This window comes from Gardnerella sp. KA00390 (assembly GCF_049244075.1).
Classification (GTDB): Bacteria; Actinomycetota; Actinomycetes; order Actinomycetales; family Bifidobacteriaceae; genus Bifidobacterium; species Bifidobacterium vaginale.
This window is the reverse complement of sequence record NZ_CP058372.1, coordinates 234,493-254,269: the sequence shown is the minus strand read 5'-3', so window position 1 is coordinate 254,269 and position 19,777 is coordinate 234,493. Positions and strand designations below refer to the sequence as shown.

Annotated in this window: 11 protein-coding genes and 1 pseudogene; 1 reads left to right on the top strand and 11 read right to left on the bottom strand. The window is 44.5% G+C overall.

Translation table 11 applies throughout. The features are described 5' to 3' along the window. Positions 1-49 precede the first annotated feature (49 nt). On the bottom strand, positions 50-3,457 hold the full coding sequence (locus tag HXT53_RS00930; protein ID WP_174142716.1) for an Rne/Rng family ribonuclease: 3,408 nt from the start codon (positions 3,455-3,457) through the stop codon (positions 50-52). Positions 3,458-3,800: 343 nt separating this feature from the next. On the opposite strand from HXT53_RS00930, the gene HXT53_RS00925 reads away from it, so the two are divergent. Beyond that, positions 3,801-4,742: an AEC family transporter gene (locus HXT53_RS00925; protein WP_020760056.1), complete on the top strand. Its 942-nt coding sequence runs from the start codon at positions 3,801-3,803 to the stop codon at positions 4,740-4,742. Positions 4,743-5,052: 310 nt separating this feature from the next. Here HXT53_RS00925 and HXT53_RS00920 read toward each other — a convergent pair whose 3' ends face one another. The 10 genes and pseudogenes from HXT53_RS00920 to HXT53_RS00875 all read right to left on the bottom strand — a co-directional run bounded on the left by HXT53_RS00920 (position 5,053) and on the right by HXT53_RS00875 (position 19,651). Next, positions 5,053-6,420: a hypothetical protein gene (locus HXT53_RS00920; protein ID WP_174190981.1), complete on the bottom strand. Its 1,368-nt coding sequence runs from the start codon at positions 6,418-6,420 to the stop codon at positions 5,053-5,055. Between the two features lie 1,010 nt (positions 6,421-7,430). After that, on the bottom strand, positions 7,431-9,242 hold the full coding sequence (locus HXT53_RS00915; RefSeq protein ID WP_174190980.1) for a hypothetical protein: 1,812 nt from the start codon (positions 9,240-9,242) through the stop codon (positions 7,431-7,433). Positions 9,243-9,514: 272 nt separating this feature from the next. Continuing rightward, positions 9,515-10,882 carry an ATP-binding protein gene (locus HXT53_RS00910; RefSeq protein WP_032842031.1) on the bottom strand — a complete coding sequence of 456 codons (1,368 nt, stop codon included), beginning with the start codon at positions 10,880-10,882 and terminating at the stop codon, positions 9,515-9,517. A 405-nt stretch (positions 10,883-11,287) separates the two neighbouring features. Then, positions 11,288-11,635, bottom strand: a pseudogene (locus HXT53_RS00905) (KilA-N domain-containing protein); the annotation flags it as partial. A gap of 604 nt (positions 11,636-12,239) precedes the next feature. After that, the gene (locus HXT53_RS00900) at positions 12,240-13,679 is read right to left on the bottom strand and encodes a Maf family nucleotide pyrophosphatase (RefSeq protein WP_174190979.1); all 1,440 of its coding nucleotides are present in this window, start codon (positions 13,677-13,679) and stop codon (positions 12,240-12,242) included. A 33-nt stretch (positions 13,680-13,712) separates the two neighbouring features. Next, positions 13,713-14,735, bottom strand: a complete 1,023-nt coding sequence (thrB, locus tag HXT53_RS00895; RefSeq protein WP_174142712.1) for a homoserine kinase — start codon at positions 14,733-14,735, stop codon at positions 13,713-13,715. 92 nt (positions 14,736-14,827) lie between these two features. After that, entirely contained in the window at positions 14,828-16,216 is a 1,389-nt protein-coding gene (locus HXT53_RS00890; RefSeq protein WP_174142711.1) for a homoserine dehydrogenase, read from the bottom strand. 72 nt (positions 16,217-16,288) lie between these two features. Beyond that, positions 16,289-17,281, bottom strand: coding sequence for a CPBP family intramembrane glutamic endopeptidase (locus HXT53_RS00885; RefSeq protein ID WP_048730846.1), 993 nt, complete (start codon positions 17,279-17,281; stop codon positions 16,289-16,291). Between the two features lie 143 nt (positions 17,282-17,424). Next, entirely contained in the window at positions 17,425-18,570 is a 1,146-nt protein-coding gene (locus tag HXT53_RS00880) for a D-alanine--D-alanine ligase family protein (RefSeq protein ID WP_174142710.1), read from the bottom strand. 85 nt (positions 18,571-18,655) lie between these two features. Beyond that, a complete protein-coding gene (locus HXT53_RS00875; RefSeq protein ID WP_004113710.1) occupies positions 18,656-19,651 on the bottom strand; it encodes an NAD(P)H-dependent glycerol-3-phosphate dehydrogenase in 996 nt (331 codons plus the stop codon). Positions 19,652-19,777: the final 126 nt, after the last annotated feature.

Genomic DNA, 19,777 nt, shown 5'->3' with positions numbered 1-19,777 from the left:
TAAGCAATAGACATTATTGTACTCGAGCCGTATACTTTGCGTCTATTTTTTAGTTTTCACTAGATTCTTGAGAGCTTTCTGTGGATTCTTGAGATTCTTGCGAATCATCAGATTCCTCAATTTTTCCGACTACTTGCGATTCTTCACTGCTTTCTGCAGATTCATTACTCGCATCTACTGCAGAAAAGTCGCCAGCAACCGAAGATTCATCAACACTGTCAACACTGTCAACAACACTATCGTCTGCATCGTCACCATTAGCAACGTCATCTGCAGCTACAGCATTCACATCATTATTGTTATCGTCTTTATTATCGTTATCGTCTTTTTCGTCACTTTTGCGCAAAGACTCCTCCAAGAAAGCCGACGACGCTGCAGCGGCCGCAATACGCGCTAATTTGGCGCGAACATCCGCACTGGACTCCTGCTTAACCACAGGCATAGGGTCCGCAATACTTCCATGACCATGCTTATTGGTTTTAATAAACGGATCACCGCCCTTAAGCGCGTAAGGATCCGCATACTCCGAAGACACAGTCGGCTCGTCGTGAAGAATAAACCCACGACCCTTGCAAGTCGGGCACTCCTCCGAAAACGCCTCGACTAAACCCTGTCCAACGCGCTTACGAGTCATTTGGACAAGGCCAAGAGATGTAACCTCTGCAACCTGATGCTTTGTGCGGTCGCGCGCAAGACACTCAACAAGACGGCGCAAAACAAGATCGCGGTTCGCTGGCATAACCATGTCAACGTAATCGATCATAACCATGCCGCCAATATCGCGAAGTCGCAGCTGACGCGCAATCTCCTCGGAAGCTTCCAAATTGCAGCGAGTCACAGTCTCTTCCAAAGACTTACCGCGACCAATAAAACGACCCGTATTTACGTCAATCGTTGTCATTGCCTCCGTTCGGTCAATAACAATTGAACCGCCTGCAGGAAGATAAACCTGGCGCTCCATGCCCTTTCTAAGCTGGCTGTCGATTTGCCACTTGTCGAACACGTCTTTGCCTTCATGCTCAGCAGGATCCCAATACTCAATCTTGCTGCGCAAATCAGGAGCCATCATCTCCAAGTATTCACAAATGCGGTCATACGCGCCCTTGCCTTCCACAATCATCTTTTGGAAGTCATCGTTAAATATGTCTCGAACAACACGAATAGCCACATCTGGCTCGCCTTGCAAAAGCTTTGGACGCTTGCCATGCAAGAACTCTTCTCGCTTCGTTTCGATTCGTTCCCACTGTTTTACAAGCGATTCAAGGTCTTTTTCAATCGCATCTTCACTAGCACCATCTGCGGCGGTTCTAATGATTATTCCCATGTCTTTAGGCGCGATTTTGCTTACGATTGCGCGAAGTCGGCTGCGTTCACGGTCGGATAGCTTGCGACTTACGCCCGTCATCGCTCCAGACGGCACAAGCACAAGGAACCTACCAGCAAGCGTTACTTGAGATGTTAGTCGCGCACCCTTATGGCCTATAGGGTCCTTAGTAACCTGCACTAAAACAGGGTCTCCTGCCTTAAACGCAAGCTCCATTCTTCGCGGCTGTCCTTCTAATCGGGTTGTATCCCAGTTGACTTCGCCAGCGTAAAGCACGCCGTTTCTAGCCTGACCAATGTCTACGAATGCAGCCTCCATGCTTGGCAGCACATTTTGTACACGACCAAGGTAAATATTTCCTACTGTTGCAACTTCTTGAATATCAGAAACATAGTGTTCTACAAGAATATTGTCTTCGATTACAGAAATTTGCGTGTGACGATCGCGTTCACGCACAACCATAAGTCGGTCAACGTTTTCACGCCTTGCCAAAAAGTCTTGCTCCATAAGCAAGTTTTGGCGATTACGCTCCCTGCGATTGTCACGACGACGCTGCTTTTTGGCTTCAAGTCGCGTAGAACCTTCAATATCCGTAATCTCATCAATATACTGCTGTTTTCTAGATCTTCGACTAGATGAATCGGAGTCTATTGACACAAAACGCGATTGTGTGCTTTGTGAATTTTGCGAACTTTGCGAACTTGAGGAACTTTGAGACGAATCGTCAGAAGATTTCGACCTGCGACGACGGCGACGACGAGTGTACACTTCCTCGTCATCTTGAGATCGCAACTCGTCTGGATCTGGAATTAAATCGCGGTCTTCTTGAGAAACTTCTATTTCGTTTATGTCATAATCGTCAGCGTATGAAGAATCATCCGAAGATAGGCCGGATGTTGTTCTACGGCTTGATCTATCAGACTTATCTGTCCTATCTTCCTTATCTGCGCGAGACGGTCTGCGACGACGGCGACGACGGGTTATCATTTCTCCGTCTTCATCATCATTATTTTCTAAATCAGAAGTTTTTGTATACTTGCGGGTTGATTCAGAATCTACATCATTATCTGACTCAACACTATTTTCAATTCTTTCGTCAATTACATCATCGATTGGAGAATAAACTATGTCGTCGTATTCAAGGTCTTCTTCTATTTGCTCGACTTCTGCGGCGGCGCGTCTTTCGGCAGCGTTTAGTCTGCGATTCTTGCGTGACTTTCTATGATTTTGATCATCGTAATTATCCTGATTGTCACGATTCTTACGACCATTATTGTTATTCTCGCTATATTTGTCACCATTATCTTTGTCAAGGTTAGCTTTATCAAAATTAGACTTATCCAAGCTATCCTTATCCAGATAATCTCGATTATTTCTACTTATTCTGCTATCGCTTCTATTATCAATTTCGTTTAAATCTTCAGAATTTGCACGATTAGATCGATCTGCACGATCTGCACGATTTACTCTAGAACGCACACGAATAACACGTGTATCATCGTCAGATTCAGAATCATAGTTATCGTCAAAATTGTTACGATTATTGCGATTTTTGCGACTACGTACTCTACTTAAATCCTCGTCTTCATTGCGATTCTTCCTGTCATTCCTGCCAGAACGCGTTTTACGCAACTTTCGTGAACTGCGACTATTGTCTTTGTCTAAATCATCTCGACTGTTTTCTCTATCGCTTTCATTTGCATCATCGTCGTAATCTAAATCGCGCATACGACTATTGTTTTCAGGCAAACGATGAGGTAAAACAGGCTCCTGAAAAAGTAGCGATGTTATCGGCCTTACAGGAGTTTGATGCTCAACAACACTTTCAGATTCAGTTTCCTCAGAGCGTGTATCGTAATCGTTTCCGCCTTGTACGTGTAGTTTCATCGATTCGCCAGCTGCTCCTGCAACTCTTACAACGCGTCTTCCAGCACGCCTGCGTCTTGTGCTTGACGCTGCGTCTTGCGAACCTGAAACCACATTGACAACACCTGCTGTAACGGGTGATGTAACAGTTGAAGCAGCTGCTGATCTTTGCTCGTCATCTGCGTTAGTAGATTCGTTCGCGCTTGAATTTGCTGCTACGAATGAAAGATTTTTATCTTCATTTTTATCATTATTGGCTTCGGGCACGGTGAAGCCTTCTCGTGTTACTCTGGGCACTATGCTCCTAGCGAAACTCTGCAATAGTTTCGCGCTCTTAGCCTGAAGAATGCACACGCTTATGCGAGCCACCCCTAAGGCTATCAATAAAGTCTAGCTGCACGACAGCGGACACCAGCCTCGCCCAAAATCATGCGTGAAAATCACGTGAGGGGATCGACGCCGTCGAATGCTCTGGCGGCTTGCAGCGCCACCGTTTTCTAGTATGCCATATTGCAACGTCAAATAACATGCGCCAATAAAAGTAACATACGCCAATAAAAGTCGATTGCGCATTACCCACAATCCAAAAATCAGCGCTAAAATCGTTTTCATGGGTTTAATCAGTGCTATGCAAGGCTTTTGCATAATTGGCATCGTCATTGCCGCAGGGTACGTAACCGCGCGTCTTCGCATCGGCGGATCGCAAGCACAAATGGTGCTTAATCGCGTAAGCTTTTTTGTTTCTAGTCCTTGTTTAATGTTTGCAATACTTGCAAAAGAGCCAATTTTTGAGATTTTCCACTCGTCAATTTTTGTTGCGTTTTTCTCCGCAATGATTGTTGGCGTTGCATTTATTCTGCTTAATCGCCTGTTTTTCCGTCTTCCTGCGGCAGATTGCACAATTGGCGCGCTTAACTCGCTTTACTTAAACTCAAACAACATTGGCTTGCCTGTTGCAACTTATATTCTTGGAAACCCTGCACTTGTTGCACCGATTTTAGTTATGCAGCAAGCTGTTTTTACGCCTGTTGGACTAACGGTTTTAGACGTTACAACTACTGGAAAGTGCTCGCTTAAACGCATTGCTCAACAGCCGCTTAAACAACCACTTTTAATTGGTTCACTTGGAGGAATTATTATTTCGGCAATTTCCGCAAAAGTTGGCTATTTTCCTGTTCCGAATTTTCTTTATGACCCGATTAAGATGATTGGCGATTCCGCGGTTCCTATGATTTTAATGGCTTTTGGAATGTCACTTTACGGCAGCAAGCCGCTACAAAAAGATTCTAATCGTGCTGCTATTGCGACTGTTGCTATTCTGAAAAACTTGATTATGCCAATTATTGCGTTTTTATTGGCTTATTTTGTTATGGGTTTCCGAGGTGCCACTCTTTACGCGTGTGTTGTGCTGGCGGCGCTGCCGACTGGTCAAAACGTGTACAATTACGCTGCAAGATACAATGTTGGCTTGAGTTTTGCGCGCGATGGAATCCTGTTTTCTACGGTTACGAGTCCGATTTGTATTGCGTTAATCGCAGCAGTTTTAGGGTGACTAATCCTCCCGCATTTGTTCCCTATTTAAGCAAATATAACTACAAACACTGGCAAAAATAAACAAACACAAAAAAATGCTTCCGGTTTTGAAAGCCCCTAGTAGCAAACAAAACCGAAAGCAACAACACTCAACACCCAAAACCCAACAAGCTAAACGAATCAACACTGGGAAGAAAAGAAAAACAATAGCAAACCAATGTTAAAACAATAAAACCAAAGAGAATCGGGAATAAACCAGTGTGATGCTTCCCTACAAAACACCACACCAGTCGTTGAGCGCAAACCCTAAATAAGGTGGTAAATAATGCTTAGTGACGCATCTTGCGAACAGCAGCACCCATACCAGCAAGCATAGAAGCAGCCAAAGCAGTCAAAGCAACACCAACACCAGCATTACCAAGCTTCTCGCCAGACTTACCATGACCATTACCACCCTTAGCAGCAAGCTCACCCTTAGCAGCAGCCTTACCAGCAGCAGCTGGAGCAGCAGACTGAGCCTTAGCAACCTCAGTCTTCTTAGCAGAAGCCTGAGCAGCAGGACCAAACTTACCATTCAAAGCATCAGCATAAATCTGCTTCGTACCAGGAACAGCTGGGAAATCAGCAGCCAAAGGATCAGAAGTCACAACAGGAGGAAGAGCAGCAGGATTCACACCCAAACGAACCGCATCATTATAAGCATCCTTATACTCAGCCAAAGCCTTGTTATAAGCAGCAACAGCAGCGAAAGCAGCATCACGAGCAGCATTAAACTCAGCTTCAGCCTTCTGCTCAGCATCAAAAGCACGCTGCTCATGAGCATGAGCACGGTTCAAAGCATCACGAAGAGCAGTTTCCTTAGCAGAATTATTCTCACCAGAAGCCAAGAAATCAGTCAAATCCTGGTTAGCCTTCTCAGCAGCAGCCTTACGAGCAGCAAGCTCACTCATAGTCTCAACAAGAGTCTTCCTCTTAGCAGCATAATCAGCCTTCTTCTCAGCAAGATTATTATCAGCCTCATCCAAAGCAAGCTTAGCCTTATACACGTAATGAACAGCAAGCTTCTTCTTAGCAGCATCAGACAAGTTCAACTTACCAAGATCCTTGATCTTCTGATCAGGAGTGGTAGTATCATCCTTCTTGTCATCCTTCTTAGGAGCCTGCTTGTCGTCCTGCTTTGAATCCAATGAATCCTCGGTGTACTCGCTGCTACCAAACACAGCCTTCTTCACAGCCTGATACTGAGCCTCAGTAATCTTGCCATCAAGCAAATCATTGTATGCCTTACCAAGCTTCTCAGCACGAGTACCAGCATACTGAGCAAGCAAATCAGGCTGGAACTCATCTACCGTAGGATTCGCAATACCACGCTTACGAGCTTCAGCAGCAACGCCCTCAGCAGAAGAATTATTCAATGTACCGTTTGGATAATCAAGAAGACGGTGAGATTCTGCAGCGTCTTGTTCATCCTCAGCTTTTTGCAACATGGCTTTAAGATCTTGGTAAGAGCTTGTTTTAGAGGCGCGAATATTATTTGCTACAAAACCAAGTCCACGCTGTTCTGCCTCTTGAGCTAACTGAGTACGCTCAGTATCAGTAGCAGGAACTTTTGCAGCCATTGCTGGGGTTGCCATTGCGAAGCCGGCAAGCAAAGTAGCGCCAGCAGCGAAAGCGGCGATAGCCTTCTTATTCATCATTTTAATTTCCTTTCTTCTTCTCCTCCGTGCAGGTACACGAAGAAAAATCTTAAACATCCAACAACATTCAAAACATTGTGGATAACCACCATCTAGAGCATCTAGCTAGCAGCTGTTATTAACATACCCCCCCCCCGTTTAAAAAAGTCAAGTCCCAATCACACAAAATAAACAGAAAAAAATAATGTTACACACAAACTAATCCACAATAAAAACTATTTTCACCATAATATTTGCGGATTAACACTAATAAAACCGTAAAAACACATTGTTTCAAGGTTTTTAAAGAATTTTCCCAGACTTTTCTCAGGAAACTACTCGAACAAGAACACTAACACTATAAAACCATTGAAAAATCAACATTCCACACAACCCACACACGCAACACGCCGACACAAACCAGCGCCACACCAACGCCACACCAACACCACACGAAATGCAACACTACAATACAATCGCACACAACTAGATTCCCGCATTTGTTCCCTTTTAAGCAAATCTGACTACAAACACGGGCGCGAGAATTGCCTTCGCGCTCAAAGCGTAGCGCGCGAAGGCAATTCGGAGCGCTGAGCCGCTCAAACGTAAAGTCCAGTGGACTTTACGCGAGGCGAAGACGTGAGCGCGCTGTAACGCGCGAGCGATTTTCCCGAGATTGTTTACGTATTTGGAGATTTTGGAAACAAACTCGGGATAAAAATAAACGAAAACAGGCGACATATTAAAAGCATTTATTAATTAACACAAAACCGTTGGAAACACTACTGTTTTGCTATAAACATTTCACAAAATCAGTGGTAAAAATATGCCGATTTTTCACGAAAATCAAGGTATTATTTCTCTCAATCTTCACGAAATCAATGGTACCGCTCAATTTTATATTTAACACAAAATAACACAAAATAGTGCAAAGCATATAAAAAGGTCTTTGCACACATTACGCACAAAGACCTTTTTATATTAGTCTCTACTGTATTCAGCACCATTCAGCACTAAACACAAGCGGTAGCTTAGCGACGAATCTTACGGAAGGTTGCACCAGCGCCAGCCAAAACGCTAGCAGTCAAAGCAATCAAAGCAATGCCAACACCAGAATTAGGCAATCCTTCACCCTGAGTAGCAGTACCATTCTTCACAGTAATATCAGTCCAACCAAGCTGATTGCCCTGCTCATCAACAAGAACAACCGTATGCTTGCCAGAATAACCAGCTGGGAACATGGCATCAAACTGAGGCTTACCATTAACCATGCGAACAGTCACATAATTAGCACCATCAGCACCCTTAAGAAGACGTGGGCTAGAGTAAATGAACGCATAAGCCTTAGCAGAACCATCACGATTCAAACTGTCAAGGAACGCCTGGTTAGAAATGTTCAAAGTCACCTTATTAACAGCGCCAGCAACAGCAACATTATTAGCACCAACCGTAAGCATGCCCTTCAATCCTGGCAACAAGTCAGCAACAGAAGCAGGAGCCGCAGGAACACCAGCAGCAGGAGCAGCGGATGGAGCCGACTGAGATGCGCCAGCAGTAGTCGAAGCGGATGGAGTTGTTACAGACGGAGTGGAAGACGAGGATGGAGCCGTGTCATCATCAGAAGATGGAGTATCATCCGATGGAGTCGAAGGAGTTGGCGTCACAGACGGTGTAACCGATGGCGTCACAGGCTTTGGATTCACAGGAGTCACAGGCTTTGGATTCACAGGCTTCACAGGCTTTGGAGTTGGCGTCACTGGATCTGTATTCTTCTTTTCGCCAACAAGTTTACTCACGTCAGCTGGGGTGAGTTTATAATCAGCAACCTTGTCACCATCAATAGTGGAAAGAATTTCACTAATTGTTGGAGTCTTTGGTTCTTCCTTCTTAGGATTCTGAACTTCTTGAACCTTAGTTTCTTGCTTTACAAGCGTTTCCTCGGCCTTAGTTACACCCTTATTAGCAGCCGTGAGAAGATTCTTCTTGTTCTTAAGCTGCTTCTGTAACTTTCCAAGCTCCTCGGCAGCCTTATTGTAAGCTTCGGAACCAGATGGACCAGTCTGTTGCTTTGCCAACGCGTCAAACTTTGCTTGGGCGGTCGCAACTTGACCTTCAAGAGCCTTAACTTCGCTGCGAATGGTTGCAGCCTGAGTGTAAGCCTTAGCCACGCTCGTAGCCTTATCGTTCAACTCGCTGAAAGAACTGGCAATCTTTTGAGCGTTTTCCAACTGTTCTTGAAGCTTCGTCTTTTCAGCACCAGTAGCCTTATCAATCTTAGCTTGCAAAGCCTTAACACTACCTTCTGCCATCTGCTTCAGGAGCAACGCGTTTTGAGCCTTCTGGTTGGCTAAATCTTGAGCCGCCTTAAACTCGGCATCTTCTTTAGTAGTGTCAACCTTTGGTTCTGGTGCTGGAGGAGTCTGAGGGTCAGTCTTATGTTCGTCTGGGTTGACTGGAATCTCTGGCTTAGTATCATTGCCGTTCGGGTCATGGTCCTCATCAAACATGTGAGGGTCGAACTTTGGCAATGGCTTATCATTACCATTATAATTCTTATGAGTATTATACATTTGGTCGTAATAATTCTCATACTCATTTTCAGTGTTCTGGAGCTGGTCCCATTCCGAACCAGAGCCATAAATATCATCTTCTGGCTTAACGGTTGGAGTAGTTACTGGGGCTGGCTTTGGAGGGTTGTTAGGAACTTCGTCAGGGTATCCAGCTGGGGTTGTTACAGGATTATTAGCTGGAACCTCGTCAGCAAAGGCGAAGCTACCGACGAATCCGCAAGATACCACGATTGATGCGGCAGCTATACCAGCAATCGCTTTCTTATTCAACATGATCTTCCTTTCTTCTTCCTTCTCACGTATAAGCGTGCGAAGAGAGCAATCGCAAGAATACAACTGAATATTCTCGAAATCTCATCCATAAAAACATGGACTATCAGCACTTAGAATACCCCCCCCCGTAGCCCTAAATCAATATTTTCACACAAAAACACGCGTCATTTTTTACACAAAATTTGCGCAAATCAGCCGAACGGCTACTAATAGCCGTTCGCTCCGACCTGCCTTTTCGCTTAGAGCGTAGCGCGAAAAGACAATTCGGAGCGCTACACCAATCCACACATATAAAGTGGTAATATTATGCAATTCAAATCTTTTCTAACGCTAAGCTGTTTAGGAGCAAACACATAACTCGTTCCAATTCTTTTTGAAAACTTCGCCTTAAATTTATCAAGAGAAACCGTTTTGAACACATTTCCAGATTTAACTTCAATCGCAGATATACGCATTTTGCCAGCAGAATCCAGAAAAGCTTTAGAAATCAAAAAATCTATTTCCATAGTATTTTCCGAATTTTCTTTATCTCTATTTGAATAGAAAAATAGGCGATGCCCAGATGCTATTAGCTGTTGAGCAACAACGTTTTCAACTAGCATTCCTTCATTAATTGAGATTTTTCCAAATAAAATTTCTTTATAAAGATCATTAGACGCAATACTACTATCTGAAAGTATCATAGAAGCCAACAACCCAGTATCAGCCATATAGCATTTTACTAACGCATCATCCGCATTAAGATTCAAGCCTACATTTGGATCTGTAGATTTGTAGCAATTATTTGTAATACTCGCATCCGAAAGCCAAAAAAACGCATCCTTATAATCGCGCATACGAGCATTCTTACCCAAAGACGTAATCCTATACCTTTTTTCATGCCTAGAAAGCTGTGCTGGTATTCCATCAAACACAGCCATAACTTTCATTTCATACCCTTTTGCAAACTTTGCAGCATCCTGCCTATAGAGTGAGAGAATACGACGCTTAACCCTATCTACTCGAGCAAAATCCCGCGAAGCAACATATTCATTTACAGACTGCGGCATGCCACCAACTAGCATATATTCTCTAAAAAGTCGCATCGCTTTTTTATGTAAAGCATCTGGCAAAGGATTTAACTCATCAAATGAACTCTTAATAACAGTCGATAGATTTTCTTCTCCACAAGCCCACAGAAATTCTTCAAAATCAAGAGGATACATGCGTTCTTCTTGTTCTTCAGACGGAATCACTATTGTTTCAACATTATGTTTAATCGAAAGTAACGAGCCAGTCTCTATATAGTCGTATCTACCATCTGCAACTAGTTGTTTTATAAATTCTCTAGCCTGTGGGAAAAATTGCACTTCATCAAAAACCATTACCGATTCGCGATTATAAAGTTTCACACCATACAGTGCAGATATGTACGTAAAGAAAGTGCTTAAGTCTGAACGATAATCTTCAAATAACCGAAGCGCATCTTTTGAAGCTTGCGAAAAATCAATAAGAATATAAGATTTGTACTCATTTCTTGCAAACTCTTCAACTATAGTGCTTTTCCCAACTCTTCGAGCACCCGTTACCAAAAGTGCTGTTGAACCGCGATCAGCATTCTTCCAATCGAGCATTTTTTGATAGAATTTTCGCCTTAACATATAACACCACTTTTAATACCACTTTTAATTAACACAAAACCGTTGAAAACACTATGTTTCATAGTATATATTTCACGAAAACCAATGTCAATATATGCTGATTTTTCACCAAATCAAGGGTAAAAATATGCCGATTTTTCACGAAAATCGATGTACTATTTCTCTAAATCTTCACGAAATCAAGGGTATCGCGCGATTTTACATTTAACGAAAACTAGCAAAAGCTGGAAGTCTACTTCTAAGTTAAACTATCAGGTAAGCTGCGCTAATGTCTTCGCTTGTGCTGAAAGCACACCGTGCTTTCAGCCTGAGCAAACTCAATTTTTTAGCACAGAATCCAAACTCTTCATTCCAGAATTATTCAAATTCTCAAGAGATAAAATCTGCGTTCGCGCCAAATTTCTAAGTTCCACCATACTTACCAGATTTGGAAACTATGCCAATAGCATTTGTTGATTCTACCCATCTTTTAGGAGATAAAGTAAAAGCATTAGAACCAGCCTCATTCTTAAAGGAGTCGAATTCGACCCCTTTAAAATTCGGGTTGTTAATACTCTCCCACAATCCCAAGAATTCAATAGTATTCTTCACTCTCAGCCAGTTTTTCACAACATCTTTAGGCTCTTCTTTGTTTTTATATCTCGCAATATCGGTTAAACTAACGTAATCATTCATAAAATCTTCCGTATAAACCTGAATTGTAAAGCCTTTTGCCTTAATAATATCTTTTTTAATATTTGACGCATTAGACATAATTTCCCCCTAATTTTTACGCAAATCTACGCAAATAGTTGCTTTATTTGATTTGTTTACTTTATTTCTATGCACTTAACACAAAACCCATGAATCACAAGCAAAATTACAGAATCAAGCACAAGTCACAAAACATCTAACAACTAGCAGAAAACTAGCATGCATCAGCGCATAAACATAATTCTATAAGATTTCACAGATAAGAATCAACAAACTCGGATTATGATACAAACACACTACAAGGTTGCATAGGTTACACCAAGTGAGGTAGAGATTCGAGATTTTTCGCAGCGGATGAAGCGAACCTCAGCATGAAATGGTGATTCGCTGAAGCAGCAAGAAAAATCGAGAATCTCGGTGATGAAAGATACGAAAAAGTTTTAGATATTCAGAAGGTTTGATGTATTTCTATACGAGCAATAAAAGAGGAGCATAGCGACGGGAGTTGCGAGGAGAGAAATACATCAAACCTCGCGCAATACCAAGTAAGTAGCGCGCAACACAAAATAGGAAATACGCTCGCACGCTCTAAGAGGAAAGGCAGGTCGTCGCGCAAAAAGCGGAAGCAACCGACGCGGAAATACCGCTCGCGCAGCCAAAGCACTCAGGCAGGTCTTCGCACAGCAAGAGAATCAAGGCGAGCGCGGAAAGACGGCCAATCCGTACGCATTGCCGTAAGCAGCTTTAGCTTCGGAACATCATCAATCGGCACCCACTTGATTTCCATACTCTCGTCGTCGTGCGCGCACGGATTCACACTATGCCCCAGCTTTTCAAACGCAAAAACTGTTGTATAACACCAATTCCCGTGATTTTCGCAATACGCACCAACAACATCAATGTCTTGAGACGTTATGTTCGCTTCTTCAAACGACTCGCGCAACGCGCCCTCAATCGCAGTTTCACCATCAGATATTGCGCCACCAGGAATCCCCCACGTTCCACCTTCCGCGCTCCAAAGCGCGCGATGTTGCATAACAACGTGAGTCACGCGCCCAGTGGTCTCATCTCGCCTAGCAAGCAACACGCCAGCCGCGCCATTGTGGCCCCAATGCTTGCGCCCACAATCGCACATAACCCATCCATCTCCTGGCTGATGCACGTTTTCTTTAGGCACTTCTTCGGAAGTTGGATCGTCTTTAATCGCCTCGCTTTCTAACTTGCGACTATTCCACAAATCTGGCCAAGCGTACCCAAAATCGCAAACCATCTGCCTTAGTAGCGGCAAGCTAATCCCAAGAACTCCATGCGGATCACCCTGAATTCCCTCAATAAATGCCCCGCCAAAGCCTTCTAGCGTAAAGGATCCTGCAACTTCCAATGGCTCGCCAGTTTCTACGTATGCGCGGATCTCCTCATCGCTCATATGCGCAAAAGTCACGCTTGCGCGGCTCACTTTGCACACTGTTTTGCCACTTTTCGTGTCGATTAAGCAATGGCCAGTAAACAATTCTCCAGTTTTTCCGCTCATTCGCTTAATCCGCTCAAATGCCACTTCAGGAGTATGCGGCTTGCCGTAGCATTCGCCGTCTAGCAAAAACATGGAGTCGCAGCCAACAATAAGCACACTATTGGAATCAGCAGAAGACTTGTTCACGTGCGCAAAATCGTGAATATCAAAAGTCTTAGTAGGAACTTTTACGCCCGAAAAATCGCGAGTCTGTGCAGTATCTACGTTATGCGTTACATGCGATTGCGAATCGTTTGCTAAGGAGTTACTACCAGTTTCAGAAGATTCAGATTCTGCAGACTCAACCTCAGCCTCCAGCGGATACCCCACAACCAAATCGCCACTAGCGCTCGCCGCTGCATTTGCAACAAGTTTCCACGACTCATACACCGCAAAAGCTTTTGCTTGCGCCAAAATCGAAACGCGCTCCTCGGCGCTCATCTGCTCCACGCTAACACCTTGCGCATTTGCAGCATTACGCAACGCCGCTGGCTCATCTACCTCGCTCACGTGAATCACAGGAATCACGCCTGCAGCAGTCAACACAGATCTACGCGCTGGCGATTGAGAAGCTAAAATCAACGAAACTGTCATACCTTACTCTTCCTTTTTACAACTTCACACAAATTATTCGCGAGTTATTGCAACGCCAATAGAATCAACATGCACGTGCAAAACTTTCCAATCGCAGCCGCTTAAAAGCGGTTCTGCAATTTTTTCTATTTTTTCTCTTATATTAGTAGCGTTATTTTCATCTACGGTTGCTGGCGACTTTTCCTCATAGAACACCGCCGCGCAAGATCCAGCTCCAGAAATAGCAGCTGCAAACCCCTTATCTCGCAAAGCTTTTACTAAATCCCAAGTTGGTTGCATAAGACTTGCTCGGTATGGCTGGTGAATAGCGTCTTGAGTAGCTGTAAAAAGCAAATCGTTTCTAGAAAGAGTGGATTTTACGCAAGAATCGCAAGAATCAGCAAACGCGCTAAAATCACCAAAATCACCAAACGCAATCGGCAATAAGCAAGCGCGCGAAACGTTAAATACGGCATCTACATATGGCACTGTTTCTGGAAGCGCTTGGCGAGCCATTTGCGTTGAAAGAGTAAAGTTTGGCACGAAAATCGTTGCACGAATTTGCTTAGAAACGCCGTATCGAACAGTGTGGAACTCATCGCCATTCTTCCAACTGGTTGTCAATCCGCCAAAAACCGCTGGAGCAACATTATCTGGGTGTCCTTCAATCGCAGCTGCAAGCTCAAAAATCGCCTGCTTATTAAGATTTCCATTATGCGCAAAAGCCCAAGCTGCAGCCACGCCCGAAACAATCGCACTGGCGGAAGATCCCATTCCTCGCGCTTGCGGAATGCGATTATGCGCTTCTAGAGTAAAGCGCAAATGCGGCAAGCCAAACGCTTCGCACGCTTTGCGAAATGCGCGAACAACAAGATGCGTCTCGTCTTTTGGCAACGTATCTTCGCCTTCGCCGTGAATAATCACGCGAACATCTTGCGAATCGTCAAGCGTATCATCAAGCGTAAAAACTAGCGAATCCGCATAATCAAGCGCAATTCCTGCAACGTCAAATCCCGACCCAAGATTTGCGCTGGTTGCTGGCACGCAAACTGACACACTGTTGCATACTGGTTTCATTTCGCACCTTTTCCGTTCGAGCAGCCTACTTAATTACTTAATTACTTAATTACTCAATAATTACTCAATTACGCGATTACTTAATTACTCAATTACTTAATAATTCGCAAAGCAAGCGGTTTTGCACACACAACATCCACTTTTTGCAAATCCGCAAGAATTGCGCTCAAATCCGCCTCTGTACAATCTTTTACAAGCACACGCAAATCGCCAGGACCGCCGATTCCGCAAGCTGGGCAATCGCCCTCGCCCTCATATTGAGTTTGGCAAAGCATAGGCAATCGTTCCGCGTTAACTCCATGCGCATCAAACACATCCATCACTTCGCTGCAAAGCGCAAGTGAAGTATCCTCCATGCTGCATCGCACAACAAAATCCGCACGAATCGAGCGCGTGGAAGCCAAAGATTTTGCGTTATACATTGGCACGCTGGCATCGCTGCAACCGCGCGCTATGTTTCTAGCAGCTCCAACAATATCTCCAACAACCGCGCTGGCTGTTGGCGCACCACCAGCGCCGCGGCCGTAGAACATAAGATCATCCGCCGCTTGCGCTTTAACAAAAACGGCGTTAAAGCTGCCATGAACGGAGGCCAGCGGATGCTCTTTGCTAACCAACGCTGGGTAAACGCTTACGCTCACCAATCCATTCGAATCGCAAGAAACCGCTGCAAGCAGCTTGATCACGCGATCTTCTGCACTTGCCGCAGCAATGTCTTCAGCCGTAATCGCGCTAATTCCTTCAACACTAACGTCATCAATGCTTATTGGCATTTGGAATGCAAGTGTTGCAAGAATAGCAGCCTTGTTTGCTGCATCAAATCCTTCAACGTCTCCTGTAGGATCCGCCTCCGCGTACCCCTTTTCTTGAGCCGCGCGTAAAGCCGAATCAAAATCAAGACCGCGAACCGTCATCTCGTCAAGAATATAGTTTGTAGTTCCGTTTACGATTCCAAAAATTTGCGTGATTTTGTCGCCTACAAGCGACTCTCTAAGCGGACGCAAAATTGGGATTGCACCTGCAACAGACGCCTCGAAACTTAAATCCACTCCGTTTTTTTGCGCGCAATCGTAGAGTTCTGGACCAAACTTTGCAAGCAATGCTTTGTTTGCTGTTACAACCGACTTTCCGCATTCTAGAGCGGTTTTTACAAATGTGTGCGCTGGTTCCAAACCGCCAATTAGCTCAACGATTATGTCTATATCTTCGCGTTCACATAATGCTAGAGCGTCTGCGCTTAGAAGATTTTTGGCAATCCATGGAGCGTCCACATCTTCTGGATGCAAGCATGCTACTCCTGCAAGTTCTAGCGGAGCGCCGATTCTCGCCGATAAGTCAGCGTTTTCTTCCACTATTAGACGCGCTGTTTGCGATCCTACTGTTCCGGCGCCTAAAAGACCCACGCGGATTGGCTCAGCAGAAAAGTCGCCAGCAACCGATCCATCACTATTTTCTGCATTTTCTGCATTTACCGTAACCATAAAATCGCCTCCAATACACTAATCAATCACAAATAATCCCGTAATCCGAAATCACACTAAACGCGTTCTCGCTCACACAAAAAGCATTATCATATTCATAAGCACTGAAACCACAAGGAAACCCATAATGCCGACTGTTCCGTAAAGCGCCTTTATTCCAGCACTTCCGCGAATTTCAAGCGGCGAATCGTAGAATTCGAGATATTTTTTACTCCTTGCTAACAGCACAATTCCAAACACAAACATAACAATCATGAACATCGCGTAAAGACCTATAAACATGAATCCAGGAGCCAAATCCGCGATTTCTTGCGTTGTAAGATTCTCAACTTTAATTAAGTTCCCGTTTGAATCCATCATATTGTCGGAAATCCACATCGCTATAACGCTTCCTTGGAAGTTCACAATCATGTGCAAAGCAACGCTGTATCTAAGCTGCGATGTGCGCGCATACATGTAGCCGAACACAAGTCCCAGCCCAAAAGCGTAGAAGAACTGGAACATGTTCATATGGAACAACGCAAACGCCAGAGCCGAGAACACAATCGCGCGCTTTTCGCCATACACTCGCAGCCTGTCTATAATCTGCTTTCTAAACAGCCATTCCTCCACAACTGGAGCAAGGAAAACAACGAAAATCATGGTTTCCCATACGTTTCCGCCTGCCACTATATCTGCAATCCTGTTTTCAGCTTTTCCGCCAGATATAAGCGCAGAAATCGCCAAACCTAGGTAGTTTCCTGCATACATTATCGGTACGCTCACTGCGAAAAATCCAGCAAACTGTCTGAATGTCATTGTGAATTTGCGTGTTTCTACCGCTGGCACTCGTCTTAAAACAAGCATCGCTATCGGCAACGCTATTAAGTATTGCGCAATGTCTGACGAAACGAAGGAGCTTAATGAAGGACTTAGAACACCTTTTGGAATGAACAAGCCTATAAGTTCACCTATTAAAATAGTTGCAAGAATCCAAACAAATAGGAATAAGCACAGCGATACACCAACATCTCCTTGACGTTTTCGCGCTAAATGGTACATGTCGTTATGCTGAGTTTTTCGCATTTTTACCTCTTCGTTTGTGTTTTAAGTTTTCTCTTAAACCTGATTTTATACAGACTTTAAGATTTGATATTTGCGCAAATTTGCACAAATTCTTCGGTTGCTGGCGACTAATCCTCAAAAACCATGATTTTTTGAAGATTGTATCAGTCTAAAATCACGCCTTCAATAAGTTTTGTGATTAAATCACTGTAGCTTATTCCTGTTGCTTCCCAAGCTTTTGGATACATGGAAATTGGCGTAAATCCAGGCATGGTGTTGATCTCGTTAATCATTACATGTCCTTCTGGAGTAACGAAAGAATCCACGCGACTAAGTCCTCGACCGTCCGCTGCTTTGAACGCTGCGAGCGCAGTATTGCGAACGCGCTGCAAAGTTTCTTCTGGCAGATTTGCTGGCACTTCCACGTGCGAAGCTGCGGAATCCATGTATTTGCTGTCAAAATCGTAGAACTGGTCTTCGCCAGCCTGACGCTTGTCCAGCACAACTTCTCCAGGCCAGCTCGCTTTAGGCTCTTCGCCGTCGCGAGCGGCAAGAACCGCGCACTCAATTTCTCGCGCGTCAATTCCTTGCTCTATCAATACTCGCCAATCGTGCTTTGAAGCCTCAAAAACGGCATCTGCTAAAGCTTTAGCATCGCGCGATTCAACTTTTGTAACTCCAAAACTAGATCCTGCTCGGCTTGGTTTTACAAAAAGTGGATACTCGAGTTTTGCTTCTTCAACTTGCTCAAGAATTTCGTTTGCGTACGCGTCAAAGTGATTTGCGCAATCATTAGCGAACTTTCGCACATCCAGCGCGATTCCTGGAGCAACATCAATTCCAGCCGCCTTAAAAAGTTGCTTAGCGTAATACTTATCCATGCATGCGGCGGATGCCAAAACTCCGCAACCAACGTATGGAACTTGCATCATTTCTAGCAAACCTTGCAAGGTTCCGTCTTCACCGTTTGGGCCGTGAAGAACCGGAAAAACAACGTCAATATGACCCAAACTTGTAAGCGTGCCATCTGCATCTCTCACCAAAAATCCGTCGGCACCTTTAGCTGGGTCTAGCACAACATCGCGCGTCTGCTCGGTTTTTGTGATTACTGGCAACTCGCCTTGCTCCATGCGGAAGTTTCGCGGATCTTCGCCGCCAACAATCCACTCGCCTTGCTTTGTTATTGCAATACGTACGATTTCAAATCGACTTTCGTCTACAGCACTGAGTACTCCAGCAGCCGATATGCAAGAAATCGAATGTTCGTCTGCTTTACCGCCATACAAGAACACTACACGCTTTTTAGTCATTTTTTTCCTTTGAAAATTATTTTAATTATCTTAATTATTTTAATTATTTTGAATTCTCTACGCGCACGGCTTATAAGGAATTTCACTACTCTTCGCAAACATCGTTATCGAAAAGCATTGCAAGCATCTCTTGGCACGATATTCCTTCTTCTAGCACACGAGCCATCGCACTTGCAAGCGGAGTAGCAACTCCCAAACGCTTACCCATTGAAACAACCGCGCTAGTAGTTGGAACGCCTTCAGCCACACCATTGCTTACGGCAGTTGCTTCTTCAACGCTCATGCCTTTCCCAAGATTTGATCCAAAAGTGTAGTTGCGGCTTAGCGGAGACCCGCAAGTTGCAACTAAATCACCAAAGCCTGCAAGTCCTGCGAATGTGCGCGAATCTGCGCCTTCTGCAACGCCCAATGCCGTCAACTCTGCAAGTCCACGCGTTTCAATCATAGCTGCTGTATTTTCTCCGTATCCTGCGCCTCGAGCCATGCCAACTGCGAGCGCAACCACGTTTTTAAGCGATCCGCACATCTCTACGCCGATTACGTCGGTTGATACAAACGCCTTAAAGTAGCTGTTTGAGCAAGCTTTTGCCACCACTTCGGCATTTGCGCGATTCTCGCACGCCACAACCGCTGCCGCATGCTGCCTTAATGCCACTTCTTTGCTTAAGTTTGGCCCCGATAATGCTGCAAAACGGTTGCGCGGTAAGCTTAAAGCTTCGCACACAACTTCGTCCATACGCTTGCCTGTTGTGCGCTCAATGCCCTTCATAAGCGAAACAACAATCGCATGTTGCGGAATTTTGCCAGCAAATTCTTCGAGTGCAACGCGCGCAAATTGTGCTGCAATCGCAACTACTACAATGTCTGCGTTTGCTACAGCTTCTTCGCGATCCCCAGTAGCAGTCATGTTTTCTGGCAAACGCTCTACGCTTGGCAGCCTCACTTCGTTGCGGTGATTATCTCGAATGCCTTCCACAATTTGCGGCTCTATTGCCCACATTGTCACTTGATTTCCCGCGTCTGCAAGCACTTGCCCAAACGCCGTACCCCAAGCTCCAGCACCCAACACCGTAACGTTCATGTTTACGCCTAGCCTTTCGGTTTTAATCTATATACTTTTGTGATTTAAGTATTTACGATTTTATGTTTGCATACTTTTAATCAAACTATTGCATAATTCTACACAGCCCGCTTTACGGATGATTCA

Excerpts from the sequence above, each read along its gene's own strand:
- HXT53_RS00925 (WP_020760056.1), top strand. The coding sequence starts at position 3,801 with ATGGGTTTAATCAGTGCTATGCAAGGCTTTTGCATAATTGGCATCGTC.
- HXT53_RS00920 (WP_174190981.1), bottom strand. The coding sequence starts at position 6,420 with ATGATGAATAAGAAGGCTATCGCCGCTTTCGCTGCTGGCGCTACTTTG.
- HXT53_RS00915 (WP_174190980.1), bottom strand. The coding sequence starts at position 9,242 with ATGTTGAATAAGAAAGCGATTGCTGGTATAGCTGCCGCATCAATCGTG.
- HXT53_RS00910 (WP_032842031.1), bottom strand. The coding sequence starts at position 10,882 with ATGTTAAGGCGAAAATTCTATCAAAAAATGCTCGATTGGAAGAATGCT.
- HXT53_RS00900 (WP_174190979.1), bottom strand. The coding sequence starts at position 13,679 with ATGACAGTTTCGTTGATTTTAGCTTCTCAATCGCCAGCGCGTAGATCT.
- thrB (WP_174142712.1), bottom strand. The coding sequence starts at position 14,735 with ATGAAACCAGTATGCAACAGTGTGTCAGTTTGCGTGCCAGCAACCAGC.
- HXT53_RS00890 (WP_174142711.1), bottom strand. The coding sequence starts at position 16,216 with ATGGTTACGGTAAATGCAGAAAATGCAGAAAATAGTGATGGATCGGTT.
- HXT53_RS00885 (WP_048730846.1), bottom strand. The coding sequence starts at position 17,281 with ATGCGAAAAACTCAGCATAACGACATGTACCATTTAGCGCGAAAACGT.
- HXT53_RS00880 (WP_174142710.1), bottom strand. The coding sequence starts at position 18,570 with ATGACTAAAAAGCGTGTAGTGTTCTTGTATGGCGGTAAAGCAGACGAA.
- HXT53_RS00875 (WP_004113710.1), bottom strand. The coding sequence starts at position 19,651 with ATGAACGTTACGGTGTTGGGTGCTGGAGCTTGGGGTACGGCGTTTGGG.